This window comes from Kocuria atrinae, from assembly GCF_039531425.1.
Classification (GTDB): domain Bacteria; phylum Actinomycetota; class Actinomycetes; order Actinomycetales; family Micrococcaceae; genus Kocuria; species Kocuria atrinae.
On sequence record NZ_BAAAQA010000020.1, the window covers coordinates 56,423 to 69,200 of the forward strand.

General features: G+C 63.3%; 13 protein-coding genes. 8 read left to right on the forward strand and 5 right to left on the reverse strand.

Annotated features, from left to right (window positions below; all coding sequences use genetic code 11):
- Positions 1-39: 39 nt before the first annotated feature.
- A complete protein-coding gene (locus ABD283_RS10470; protein WP_344224941.1) occupies positions 40-1,449 on the reverse strand; it encodes a phosphomannomutase/phosphoglucomutase in 1,410 nt (469 codons plus the stop codon).
- Positions 1,450-1,550: 101 nt separating this feature from the next.
- On the opposite strand from ABD283_RS10470, the gene manA reads away from it, so the two are divergent.
- From manA to ABD283_RS10490, 4 genes are all read left to right on the forward strand, one after another.
- Complete coding sequence (manA, locus tag ABD283_RS10475; RefSeq protein WP_344224942.1) at positions 1,551-2,729, forward strand: mannose-6-phosphate isomerase, class I; 1,179 nt, start codon at positions 1,551-1,553, stop codon at positions 2,727-2,729.
- 102 nt (positions 2,730-2,831) lie between these two features.
- Positions 2,832-3,374 (forward strand): TetR/AcrR family transcriptional regulator, encoded by a 543-nt coding sequence (locus tag ABD283_RS10480; protein WP_344224943.1) that lies wholly within the window; start codon positions 2,832-2,834, stop codon positions 3,372-3,374.
- A gap of 11 nt (positions 3,375-3,385) precedes the next feature.
- Positions 3,386-3,952, forward strand: a complete 567-nt coding sequence (locus ABD283_RS10485; RefSeq protein ID WP_344224944.1) for a hypothetical protein — start codon at positions 3,386-3,388, stop codon at positions 3,950-3,952.
- A 3-nt stretch (positions 3,953-3,955) separates the two neighbouring features.
- Positions 3,956-4,618, forward strand: a complete 663-nt coding sequence (locus tag ABD283_RS10490) for an SDR family oxidoreductase (RefSeq protein WP_344224946.1) — start codon at positions 3,956-3,958, stop codon at positions 4,616-4,618.
- Here the strand turns inward: ABD283_RS10490 and ABD283_RS10495 are convergent.
- Positions 4,615-5,091 carry a nuclear transport factor 2 family protein gene (locus ABD283_RS10495; protein WP_344224947.1) on the reverse strand — a complete coding sequence of 159 codons (477 nt, stop codon included), beginning with the start codon at positions 5,089-5,091 and terminating at the stop codon, positions 4,615-4,617. The two genes, ABD283_RS10490 and ABD283_RS10495, sit on opposite strands and share 4 nt — an antisense overlap.
- Complete coding sequence (locus ABD283_RS10500; RefSeq protein ID WP_344224949.1) at positions 5,088-5,654, reverse strand: nuclear transport factor 2 family protein; 567 nt, start codon at positions 5,652-5,654, stop codon at positions 5,088-5,090. Before ABD283_RS10500 ends, ABD283_RS10495 begins: the two co-directional genes overlap by 4 nt.
- Positions 5,655-5,730: 76 nt before the next feature.
- Between ABD283_RS10500 and ABD283_RS10505 the strand changes: the two genes are divergently transcribed.
- The 4 genes from ABD283_RS10505 (at position 5,731) to ABD283_RS10520 (ending at position 10,148) form a co-directional block, all read left to right on the forward strand.
- Positions 5,731-6,069: an acylphosphatase gene (locus ABD283_RS10505; RefSeq protein WP_344224951.1), complete on the forward strand. Its 339-nt coding sequence runs from the start codon at positions 5,731-5,733 to the stop codon at positions 6,067-6,069.
- Positions 6,070-6,147: 78 nt separating this feature from the next.
- Positions 6,148-7,998, forward strand: coding sequence for a pyruvate kinase (locus ABD283_RS10510; protein ID WP_344224953.1), 1,851 nt, complete (start codon positions 6,148-6,150; stop codon positions 7,996-7,998).
- 164 nt (positions 7,999-8,162) lie between these two features.
- A complete protein-coding gene (locus ABD283_RS10515) occupies positions 8,163-8,948 on the forward strand; it encodes a di- and tripeptidase (RefSeq protein WP_344224955.1) in 786 nt (261 codons plus the stop codon).
- Between the two features lie 219 nt (positions 8,949-9,167).
- A complete protein-coding gene (locus ABD283_RS10520) occupies positions 9,168-10,148 on the forward strand; it encodes a glycerophosphodiester phosphodiesterase (RefSeq protein WP_344224988.1) in 981 nt (326 codons plus the stop codon).
- Positions 10,149-10,165: 17 nt separating this feature from the next.
- Here ABD283_RS10520 and ABD283_RS10525 read toward each other — a convergent pair whose 3' ends face one another.
- Positions 10,166-11,071 carry an Ltp family lipoprotein gene (locus tag ABD283_RS10525; RefSeq protein ID WP_344224957.1) on the reverse strand — a complete coding sequence of 302 codons (906 nt, stop codon included), beginning with the start codon at positions 11,069-11,071 and terminating at the stop codon, positions 10,166-10,168.
- 102 nt (positions 11,072-11,173) lie between these two features.
- The gene (gene purB / locus ABD283_RS10530; RefSeq protein WP_344224959.1) at positions 11,174-12,607 is read right to left on the reverse strand and encodes an adenylosuccinate lyase; all 1,434 of its coding nucleotides are present in this window, start codon (positions 12,605-12,607) and stop codon (positions 11,174-11,176) included.
- Positions 12,608-12,778 lie beyond the last annotated feature (171 nt).

The following is a 12,778-nucleotide window of genomic DNA, read 5'->3' on the forward strand; positions in this document are numbered from 1 at the left end:
CGTGCGGCGCCGTCGGCGTTTCAAGGGTTGGTGCGCGCGTCAGTCCTGGCGCACGAGACCCAATACCGTGTCCCGCACGCGCTCCATGGTTGCGGTGTCCGGGGCCTCTACGTTCAGGCGCAGGAACGGCTCGGTGTTGGAAGGGCGCAGATTGAACCACCAGCCCTCGCCCGGGTGGGTGAAGGTGGTGCCGTCCATGTCCTCGACCGTGACGGAGGGATCCTGCTCGGCGTAGTGGGCGCGTACCCGATCCACGGCGGCGGCTTTGTCCTCGATTTCGGAGTTGATCTCCCCGGAGGCCACGTACGGGTCGTAGCGTTCCATCAGATCGCTGAGCGTGCCCTGCTGCTCGCCGAGGGCGGCCAGCACGTGCATGGCTGCAAGCATTCCGGTGTCCGCGTTGTAGAAATCCTTGAAGTAGTAGTGCGCCGAGTGCTCACCGCCGAAGACGGCCTTCTCGGATGCCATGACGGCCTTGATGAAGGAGTGGCCCACTCGCGTGCGGACCGCGCGGCCGCCGCTGGCTTCAACGAGTTCCGGCACAGCTTTGGACGTGATCAGGTTGTGGATCACCACGGGCTGCTCATTGCCTTCGGTCTGGGCGCGGGCAATCTCCCGCTCTGCCACGATGGCGGCAATGGCCGAGGGCGAGACGGGTTCGCCGCGCTCGTCGACCACGAAACAGCGGTCGGCGTCCCCGTCGAAGGCCAGCCCGATATCGGCTTGGTGCTCACGCACTGCGGCCTGCAGATCCACCAAGTTGGCGGGTTCGAGCGGGTTCGCGGGGTGATTGGGGAATGTGCCGTCCAATTCGAAGTACAAGGGCACGATCTCTAGGGGCAGTGCCTCGAGTTCGGCATCACCGAGGACGGCGGGAGTCGTGAGGCCGGCCATGCCGTTGCCTGCATCGACAACCACCTTGAGCGGGCGGCTCTCGCGCAAGTCCACTAATTCGCGCAGGTAGCGCGCGTAGTCTGCCAGCACGTCACGGCTGGTCTCGGTGCCCTGCTGCTCCGCCTGCGGGATGTCGCCGGAATCCAAGTACTGCTGGGCAAGGTCCCGAATGTCGAACAACCCCGTGTCCGAGGACACTGGTACGGCCCCGGCCATGGACATCTTGATGCCGTTGTAGGCAGCGGGGTTATGGCTAGCGGTGAAGGTCACACCGGCGCAATTGAGCGTGCCGCATGCAAAGTACAGCTCATCGGTGGAGATGTTGCCGATCTTGATCACATCCGCGCCCCGCATCATGGCGCCCTGTGCGAACGCGTCGATGAATTCCGGGGACGATGGGCGCATGTCGCCGCCCACGGCCACCGTGGAGCCGGCCAGGCCGAGCACGTCGACGTAAGCCGCACCGGTGGCTCGCACGCTGTCCGCAGTGATGGTGGAGCCCACGATGCCGCGCACGTCGTAGGCCTTGAACGAGGAAGAAAGATCTATGTTCACAAGGTCGAATTCTACGTGAGGCCACCGAAAGAGCGGACGAAGCCCTCACGAATCCTCAAGCCCGCTGTGGTTGGATGATCTGCATGGCAGAGTTCTTTCGGATGGACAATCCGATTCAGAATTACGCGTGGGGTTCACGATCGGTGTTGGCCACCATGCAGGGTAGGCCTGTCCCCAGCGACCAGCCGGAGGCTGAACTGTGGATGGGCGCCCACCCGAGCGCACCCTCCCGCATTGACCTGGGGGAGCACACTAAGAGTCTTGCGGAGGTCCTGCCCGATCTGCCCTTCCTGCTGAAGATTCTCGCCATCGCCGCGCCGTTGTCGATCCAGGTGCACCCTTCGACCCAGCAGGCGCAGGCTGGCTTCGCGCGGGACAACGAACGGCAAGTGCCACTGGATTCCCCGCAGCGCAACTACAAGGACGACCGCGCCAAACCGGAAACTGTGGTCGCCCTCACCAGCATGTGGCTCCTTGCGGGGCAACAATCCGGTGCAGAGTTGCGTGAACTTGCTCACGAATTGCGTCTGGACTGGCTGGCTTGGGCCGCCAATCAACCGTCAGCGCTGCAGGCCGCACTGACCCTGTCCGAGGACTATGCCCGGGACTCACTCCGGGCGTGTGTGAGCGCTGCAGCCAGGCTGCGCAAGACGCATCTGGCGCACCTGCCCGAAGCTGACGATGATTATGTGGCGTTGTGTCCCAAGGCCACGCAACTGGAGCGGGCGGTCTACCTCATCGAGCTGCTCGATCATCACTACCCGGGGGATCCGGGGATGCTCGTGGCGCTGTGCATGAACATGGTGCACTTGTATCCGGGGCAGGCTATGCATACCCCGCCCCAGCAGCTGCACGCCTATATGTCCGGTACGGCGGTGGAAATCATGGGCTGCTCGGACAACGTGCTGCGCGCCGGCCTGACCGAGAAGCACATGGACGTGCCGGAGCTGCTGTCCGTGCTGGCACCCCAGCAGGCGCCCATCGAGATTCTGGATCCGGATTTCAGTCCGGACGGGTCAGTGGATTACCCCCTGTGGGACGCCAACCTGAGTTTGATTGCGTTCCAGGTCCACCGCAAACATGCCGTTCGGCGGCGGATCAGGGGCACATCCGTGGTGCTCGTTGCCGAGGGGAACGTGTCCGCCACACTGTCGGAACCGGAGGCTGAGACTCACGAGATTTTCGCGGGACATTCGCTGTTGTACTCCGGCGACCCCGGGTTCGTGGACTTTCAGGGAGAAGGCCTGGTGTTTGTCGTCACCGGCGAGATGGGGCCCTGACTCTAAAATCCCACCCCTTAAGGGGTGCCCCGAATTCCGAGGATTACGTTAAATATAAAGTGAGCGTACTATTTAACTTCTCATCGGATTTTGGAGTTTCCCATGGATCGACGGATTGAACGAACGCGGAGAGCGGTGGTTGACGCCACGGTCGATCTGGTGTCCCGCTGCGGATCACACGTGGGCATGACGGAAATTGCGCAGGCTGCGGGGGTGAGTCGCAAGGCCGTGTACGAAAATTTCGGCTCCCGGGACCAAGTCCTCCTGCAAACCACCGTGAACCTACTGCGGGCCGAATTGTCCTTGAAGAGCGCAACCACTCATAGCGAAGGCGACATCCTGGAGCGACTCGCACATACTGTGGCCGATCATATGATCGGCTACAAGGACTACTACGCGGCCGTGCTCTCCGGCCCCGGTGGCTACCTGGCCGGTAACGCCCTGGTCGTACAACTTGCCGCGGCATGCCGCCAACTGCGCAGTGAACAGCACCAGCCCAGCGCATCCAATCTGCAGGAACGGTTCATGATCCACGGACTGTTGGGTGTGTTGACGGAAGCTCTGGTGGAACATGACAGTGCTGACTTGCACGCCGTGGTGACGCGGCTCTATCACGAGATGGTGGCGTCCCACAGACATTCGTAGGAGGCCCCGACTTGGCACAGGAATACAGGCTCACTGGAGCTGATCGCCCCAACGTTCCCATTCCCTCACTGGAATGGGTGGACAAAGTGTGGAAGCGCCGCGTGACGGTGGTGGGGATCGTCGCGCTGGTTGCAGCTATCGCCGGTGTGTTGTTCAACGAGCAGCTGGATCGGACCGGACTTTTCGACACCGCTTGGCAATGGCCGGTGCTCCTCGCGGGGGTCGTGGTTTCACTGGGCGGTGTGATCCTCTCGTTCATGCGCGTGGATCAAGTGCCCCACGTGGGAATGATGGAAGAACGCTCCACCGGATCCAAAGGTGTCCGAGCCAGCGCTCGTACGGGCCGTCTGCCGCAGGACAGTGCGCATCTGAGGGTTCAGGACTACATGGCCGTGGAGATGGTGCAGTACGGCTGGCCAATGATTCCGGCGCTGGTGGGAATGATCTTGGTACTCATCGCGCTATGGACAGTGGCACCCGCCGTGGTCGTCGCCCTGCTGCTCGTAGCGGTGTGGGCCGCCATCCGAATCAACGGAACGGCTACGGCTCGGAAGTACTACCGTCTACGGAAGGATTAATCCATGTCGGACATCATGATCATCGGAGGCCACGGAAAGGTGGCCCTCAAGCTCAGCCAGATTCTGACGGGCGAGGGGCACCGTGTGAACTCGGTGATCCGCTCCGCATCACAGGTCCAGGACGTCGAGGACACCGGTGCTAACGCGGTCGTCGCGGACGTGCAGGATCTTGACACGGACGGTCTCACCAAGTTGCTGGCCGACCAGGACGCCGTCGTGTGGTCCGCGGGAGCTGGTGGCGGGGACCCGGAGCGTACCTACGCCGTGGATCGTGACGCCGCCATTCGTTCCATGGACGCGGCCCAGGCCGCGGGCGTGGAACGTTACGTCATGGTCTCCTACATCGGGGCTGGCCAGGACCACGGTGTTCCTGAGGGCGACTCTTTCTACGCATACGCGCAGTCCAAGGCTGACGCCGACGACCACTTGCGCGCCAGCTCGCTCAAGTGGACCATTCTGGGGCCGGGCACGCTCACTGATGACGAGGCCAGTGGCATGATCACCACCGAGCCGGGCCAGAACGACGACGGCGCCGACACGGCGCGCGGCAACGTGGCCTTGGTCGCCGCGGCGGTTTTGACCGCCCCCGACACCACAATCGGTCAGAAGATCGACTTCGCGGACGGGGACACCATCATCACCGAGGCGTTGGCGAACCTCTCCTAGGAGATAGCCGCCAGAAAATCACTCATACCCAGGTCACGCTGGGAAGCACCCCCGGGGTCGTTCTCCCAGCGTTGACCGCGGGACACCCGACGCTGATTGATTCGCCACCCTTGCTCGGTGCGGATCCACTCGTCCAGGTAATCGCCTGAGGCCAGCGACCCGTCGTGTCTCACAATGAGGTACTTGCTCCACGATCGCGCGCACTCCCTGCCATCCGATGTGGCGGGGAGGCGCGCGATCACCGTATCCGTGGTGTAGTGCGGATGGTACGGGGCGACCTGTTCGATGCGTCCGGGAATGTCATCGCGTGACCGTGTGTAATTGCCGGGTGCCCCGAAACGCGCGTCTGCGGTGAAAATCAGGTGCAGCCTGTCCCAATCGCGGTTGTCGATGCAGTGCGCGTACCGCGCGAGCGTTTCGTGAATCTGCACGGCATCCTCGGCGGTGACGCGCTCCCAACCTTGCTGGCTCATCGGGGCAATTCACCGTCCTGGTGCGCGCTCGCGTCTGTGACCGCTTGCTGGGCCTGGACGATGGCCTCGTCGAAATGCATGAACGTGTAGGGGCCGGGCACGTAACCGCCGCCCTGGCGTTGCTGATCGCGCAGCATGTTGCGCGCGTGAACCACCCGCCGTGAGATGCGCCAACCAGCCGGGGTACGGATCAGGGTGTCCACGACATCCGCGCCCACCGCGCGCTGATCGAAGGACACCATGATCAATCGGCTCCATGTGACCGCTGTGTCCTGGTCGATGGGTTCAATCACGGTGTTGAGCGTGTGCACGCTGCCGTACTGGGCCAGCTGGGAGAGCTCGTAGCCCTGGCGGATCCCCGCGGGGCCAGGCAAAGCCATGACGGGAGCCAGATCCTCCAGCGTTTCGGGGGCATCGGTGCGCGGGGACAGGAATTCGACGTCTTCGGTGACAGCGTCGGCCAGGTGGTCCCATTCCCGATTGTCGATCACGTGAGACAGAAAATGCAGGGTCTCCAGAATGTCGAGTCGATCCTGGGGGTTGAGCACTGGGCTTCCGGTCATGGATGGAGCAACCTTTCACGGGTTCTGCCGAACATCAGCAGTATGTTCTTCCAGCAGTATCTCCTAATCTGGGCCTATGGAGATGCCATCACTGCACCCGCGTCCGTCTGAAGACCGTGAACGCGAAGAAATCGATCTCAACGAATCGCTCGCCATGACAGCCGTGATCCACGGGACTGTCCAGGGCGTGGGTTTTCGGTACTGGGCCTGGAGGCACGCCGAGAAACTGGGATTGGTGGGCCACGCAACCAACAACTCGGACGGCACCGTGACCATCGAGGTGGAAGGTCCGCGCTGGGCGTTGCAAGAACTACTCAAGTCGCTGAACTCGAGCGACACTCCAGGAGTCGTCATGACCGTTGATGCGCATTACGGCCCGGCCACCGGACGTTTCAGCGAGTTCACCCGGAACTGATCTGACCCTGTTCACCTCGCGTAAATCTGTTGTTACTACGGTGATTGAACACCATCGGACCAGGGGGTTGAAACGATCATGAGCCAAGTGCCGGAGCATGTGTTCCAGCAACGCAGTGAACAGGCGTCGCACGCTATGGATGCGGTGGAGGAGCTGTTCCGCGTGGTTCGGTCCGCTCGGTCCGCGCAATTGGACCGGATCAACAGGGTGCAGCCCCGCCACCGCTGGTCAGCGGTCAACCTGGTGGACTACACCGCCGTTCGCAGCCAGGACGTGCGGCAGTTGCAAGCGGACCTTTCGGATCTGGGGCTCTCCTCGCTGGGCCGTATGGAAGCCGGCGTGGAAGACCACCTCAAAGCGGTTCTACTGAGCCTGGCCGCCATTGCGGGGCGTCCCGAACCCAACCTGGACATGCTTGATGTGGGCATCGACCCCGGAGAGGATCACGGCAGCGGGCAGGAAGTCCTTGAGCGCAATTCGGTGCAGCTGCTCGGCCACAGCCCCGAGGATCGCGAAACTCGGATCATGGTCACGCTGCCCTCGGAGGCCGCCAACGACGCCGCCCTGGTCCGGGACATGGTGGCCGCCGGGATGAACGTGGCGCGCGTGAACTGCGCGCACGACGGCCCCGAGGAATGGGGGCGCATGATCGATCACGTGCGCGCGGCGGCGTCGGACTTGGACAAGGATCTTCGCGTCTCAATGGATCTGGGTGGGCCCAAGGTGCGTACCGGACCGATCGAACCGGGCCCGCGGGTCGAGAAAATCAAGCCCGAGCGCGATGCCACGGGGCAGGTCACCGAACGGGCTCGATTGTGGCTGGGGTCCTCGCCCCATGACGACGTGATTCCCTCCGTTCCGGTGAGCCCCGAAACGTGGTTGTCCGAACGAACTGTGGGGGAGCGGATTCGGCTCCGGGACGCGCGTGATTCGGGGCGCTCCTTGCGCGTGATGGCCGTGGAAGATGGCGGTGTGTTGGTGGAGTTCGCCAAGACCGTGTACTTCGCGACCGGGTTGGTGCTCAAAGCCGGTAACGGAGACGAAGTAACCCTCGGCGAGTTACCGGAAACCGAACAAGCCCTGCGCCTGAATATCGGGGACACCCTGCGCCTGGTGCGCAGCCTGGAACCGGTGCCGGCTGTCACTCAATCCCCGTTCACCATTGGCTGCACCCTGCCCGAGGCCTTCCACGACGTAGCGCCCGGGGACCGGGTGTGGCTGGACGACGGCAAGATCGGCGGGGTCGTGCGAACCTCGACCCCGGACAGCATGGACATCGAGGTGCTGCACACCGGCCCCAATGGTTCCAATCTCAAGGCCGAGAAGGGCATCAACTTCCCGGATACGGACCTGCAGATCCGTTCCCTCACCCCGCAGGACCGGAAGGACCTGGAGTTCGTGGCGCGCCACGCGGACATCGTGAACATGTCCTTTGTGCGTAGCCGCACGGACGTCACGGATCTGCTGGACGAACTCACCCGGTTGAAAGCCACCGAGGTGGATGTGACCCTCAAGATCGAGACGGTGGGCGGATTCGAACAGCTGCCCCAAATGCTGTTGGAGGTCATGCGCTGGAAGGACGCCGGGGTCATGATCGCCCGCGGTGACTTGGCAGTGGAGACCGGTTTCGAGCGTCTCGCGGAAGTTCAACAGGAAATCCTGTGGCTGTGCGAGGCCGCTCATGTGCCGGTCATCTGGGCCACCCAAGTGCTCGAAAGCCTGGCCAAGAAGGGCATTCCCTCCCGCGCCGAAGTCACGGACGCGGCCGAGGGTCAACGCGCGGAGTGCGTGATGCTCAACAAGGGTCCGTTCATCATCGAAACCATCGAGGCCCTCGCCTCGATCCTGGGGCGGATGTCGGGGCACGTCATCAAGAAGACGGATCTGCTGCGCAAACTGCATGCGTGGCGCGAATTCGTGAGCGCTTAGGCGACCACCCGGCCGGGTGGGAGATTCTGCGGAGCGGGCCGGGGCGGCGTCGTCGTCGGATAGCGAACGCACGCGCGGTGATCAGCGGGCTTGTGGAATAGTTGACCCGAGTGACAGGCGAGACCCGCCCCAACCGATCAGTAAGCCTTGAGGAGTGCACCGTCATGGACATGAACCCGCTGAATAAGGCCTTTGACGAGGACGGCAAGCCCAAGCCGGGCGTCAACAAATTCTTGAACCACGTGCTGCGCGCGCAGCGACCCATGGTGATCAAGGCGCTGCAGCGTGAACGCGAGCAGCACCCCAATGACTCTCCCGCGCAGATCGCCAAGCGGATGACCAAGACCTACCAGCGCACCGTGACCATGGGTGGCGGGGCCGTGGGCGCTACCGCCATGGTTCCCGGAATTGGCACCATCGCCTCTCTGGGACTCTCATCCGTGGCCGTGGTGGGTTATCTCGAGGCCACCGCGCTGTACGCGCAGGCCATGGCCGAGCTGCACGGTGTATTCCCGGACAACGAGGAGCAGAACCGCGCCATGGTCATGGCCCTGATGCTGGGTGAGGACGGCAACCAGCTGATGAGCCAGATCCTGGCCAACTCCAGCCGCTCCAAGGGCCTCACCAACAAGTGGGGCCTCATGCTCGGCAAGGGCGACAACGACAAGAAGTTCGACGCCGGCCGCACCATCCGCAACATGTTCGTCAAGCGCTTCTTGGCCAAGCAGACCGGTGCGGTCATGGGCCGTGCCCTGCCGTTCGGTATCGGTGCCGTGGTGGGTGGCGGCGCCAACCTGGCTATGTCGCGCCAGGTCATCAAGGCCGCAGAAGAGGCCTTCGGCGAGTTGCCCGCCGAGTTCCCGTCAGCCTTGGACACGGAAGACCGTGCCGAGGCCTTCAAGGACGGCACCAAGGTCAAGGACCCGGAGTCGATCGAGAAGAAGAAGTAGCCCGACCAGTCGGTTGAGTAGTACGCCCCGGGGTGCCATGCAAGATGGCCCCGGGGCGTTCACATTCCCGTCACATGCATTTAGCCGGTGTCTCAGTGGGGCTTTAGTCCCGGGTGATACGGTGGCCGCGTGTTCACCACAAGTGGCTCCCACGGACATTCCTCCGCCCCCACGCTGCCGGACCCATCACGGACCGACTCTCGACGCCCGGAACGCCCCCTGGTCTACGCCCACCGTGGCTCATCAGCGGCCTACCCCGAACTCACCCGGTCCGCTTATGTGCAGGCGCTCCTGGACGGGGCGGACGGCGTGGAGTGCGATGTTCAACTCACCCGCGACGGGCACTTGGTCCTGCACCACGACACCCAGTTGGGCCGCACTTCCAACGGCACAGGTCCCGTTGCACACCACACGCTCGCGCAGCTGCGGGGGTTGGACTTCACGTCCTGGAGGGGCATGTCGATTCCTCCGTCCCACGGCGGTCTGGACGAGCAGCTCCTGACGTTGGACGAGCTGTTGGACCTGTTGGAAGCCGCCGGCCGCCCCGTTGGTCTGGCGGTAGAGACCAAACACCCCAGCTCGTTCGGGCACGGCCTGGAAGAGGCCGTCCTGGTGTTGCTCATGCGCCGGGGGTGGGATCCCGAGACCGGCTGGCTGGGAAACATCAAGGTGTCCATCATGAGCTTTCACCCCGACGGCGTTCGCTACCTTCTGCAGTCGGTCTCCCCCCGACACGTGTGCCAGCTGGTTGCGGACACCACGGCGAGCACCGTGCGCGACAGCATGCGTGTGAGCCCGGCCGCAGCCATGGTCTACCGGGCAGGGATGCGGCTCGTGCTGCCCCCGGCCGTGCCGATCATCGCGCAGGGAGAAGTGGAACTGGCCGGTCCTGGAATCCAATTCGTGCGGGATCACCTCCGGGATGTCACCACCTGGCTCTCCAACGGGTCGGTGCTGCGGGTGTGGACGGTCGACACGTTCGTTGACACGCACCTGTGCCTGGCCATCGGCGTTCAGCAGATCACCACCAACGTGCCCGCGGACGTGTTGCGCTGGGTCGGTGCGGCCACGGATGCTTTGGGCGCCACAACGCCCGCGGTCCGTCTCACCGCCGAGCTGGACGGGGCCGGTAATCGGCGTGCCACTGTGCAGGTGAAGAGCCGAGGGCCACACGTTATCGGCAACCCCGTGTATGCGTAGCCCCCGGCACCCGTTGCTCAGAGCCCTGTCTGACCAGCTCCGTACGTCGCTTGCTCCTGTGTGAATCCCTCGAAGACCAACTGATCGATCAGGCCGGCCCGGGAGAAGGACGAATAATCAAGGTATTCCTGGGCCTTCTTCGCGGCTTGCTCGTTGTAGTCGATGTTCAAGCTGTCGACCGCAGCGGCCGAATCTTCGGGCGAGAAATCTTCAAACTCCAGCTGCTCGATCAGCCCGCTCCGAGAAAAGGCCGAATAGTCGATGTAATCTTCAGCCTTTTTCTTTGCTTGCTCACCGTAATCGACATCAAGGGAGTCAACCGCAAGAGTTGCTTCCTCGGGTGAGAACCCCTCGTATTCCAGCTGCTCGATCAGCCCACTCCGAGAAAAGGCCGAGAACCGCAGATAACTCTCTGCTTTGTCCACAGCATTCTGCTGAGACAACGACGTTGAATCAGAACCCTCGTTCTGCTCGGTCTCGGCGGAATCCCCTTCCGTCTCTTCGAGGGGCTGTTCGCTGGCGACAGCGCTTTCTTCGGATGTGGGTTGCGTGGCTTCCGCCAGTTCAGCCGGTTCTTCGCTGGGAGCATCTTCCGTCACCGCCGCGGCAGGAGGTTCCGTAGTGCTCTCCGGGGCAGTTTCAGGGGCGGTTGAAGGAGTTCCGACTGGACTCTCGGACGGAGAGGCGCTTGAGGTCTCGCTGCTTACTGGTGCGGGATCGTCAGCTCCGCCGCCGAACAGGGCCGCACACCCGGCGAACAAGAGGATGACCAGTACAAATAAACCCAAGCAGCCTATGGCCCATTTCTTCTTGCCAGTCTTGCGGGGCGGTACCTGGCCGTTCCCGCTTTGAGGGTATTGCTGGGGGTACGAATCGTACTGGCCATTGTGCGGCCCTGGTTGATTCGGGGGGATTTGTGACATGACAGTCTCTTTCTCAGGGGAGTGACTTCATGTTCACTATAGGGACCGACACGAGCTGGAGCGGAGCACCCGATCGGCAGGATTCGTGTCGGTCCCTATATTTCAATTCGCGTAGCGGTCCACCAGCTGCTCGGCCAAACCGGTGTACTGACCGGGTGTCAGACCCTTGAGTCGCTGCTCCGCGGCGTCGGACAGGCCCAGGCCGCCGATGAACTCGCGCATGCGCTCGCCGTCCACGCGGTGACCGCGGGTCAGTTCCTTGAGACGCTCGTAGGGGTTGTCCATGCCTTCGCGGCCAGCGATGGCCTCGGCGCGCATGGCGGTCTGCACAGCTTCGCCCAGCACTTCCCAGTTCTCGTCGAGGTCCTCGGCCAGGAGGTCCTCGGCCACGTCCAGGCGCTCCAGGCCCTTGACCACGTTGGAGATGGCGAGCATCGAGTGACCGAAGGCCACACCGATGTTGCGCTGTGACGAGGAGTCCGTGAGGTCACGCTGCCAACGCGAGGTCACCAGCGTGGCGCCCAGGGTGTCCAGGAGCGAGCAGGAAATCTCCGCATTGGCCTCGGCATTTTCGAAGCGAATGGGGTTGACCTTGTGCGGCATGGTGGAGGAACCGGTGGCACCCTCGACCGGGATCTGCTGGAAGTACCCGATGGAAATGTAGGACCACACGTCCGTGCACAGGTTGTGCAGGATCCGGTTGAACCGCGCAATGTCCGAGTAGAGCTCGGCCTGCCAGTCGTGGGATTCGATCTGGGTGGTCAGCGGGTTCCAGTCCAGTCCCAGACCCTCCACGAAGGATCGGGAGATGGCCGGCCAATCGGTGTCCGGGGCCGCCGCAACGTGGGCGGCGAACGTGCCGGTGGCGCCGTTGATCTTGCCCAGGAATTCGGTTTTGGCAATGCGATTCAGCTGGCGGTTCAGGCGGTGCGCGAAGACCGCGAGTTCTTTGCCCAGTGTGGTGGGGGTCGCCGGCTGACCGTGCGTGCGAGAGAGCATGGGGGTCGCCTTGGCTTCCTGGGCCATGGCGCTGACCGCGGCCACGAGCTTGCGAGCGGCGGGCAGCCAGGCATCCTGCACGGCGTCCTTGATGCCCAACGCGTAGGAGAGGTTGTTGATGTCCTCGGAGGTGCACGCGAAGTGCACGAGGGCCTTGAGGTGCTCCAGTCCCAGCTCCGGCAGGCGGCGGCCGATGTAGTACTCCACGGCCTTTACATCGTGCACGGTCACGGCTTCGATCTCGGCCAGCTCCGCTACGGACTGCGCGTCGAAATCAGCGACGATGGCCCGCAGACCATCCTTCTGGTCCTGTGTCAGCGATTCCAAGCCGGGCAAGGCGCGCTGTTCACACAGATGAATGAACCATTCGACCTCCACGTGCACGCGCTCGCGGTTCAGCGATGCTTCCGAGAGGTAATCGACCAGGATGCCGGCCTGGGGGCGGTAGCGGCCGTCCAAAGGTCCCAACGCAATGGGAGGGGTCTGCTGGCTCAGGGCCACGCGTCCGGAGGGGAGAGTGTGTGGAGTCTTCGACATGGTCTTCATTCTTCCACGCCTCCGTTGACGCTCCGGCTCGGTGTCCATCCACGACGACGCCGCGGTGCCCGTACTCCACGGGCGTTCCGGGACGCGTGGGCTTCGGTGGCTCATCCCCAAACGGTCCTGTTCGACCCATCGAGTCACGGGCGGGTTCTAGCGTGAAGTTCT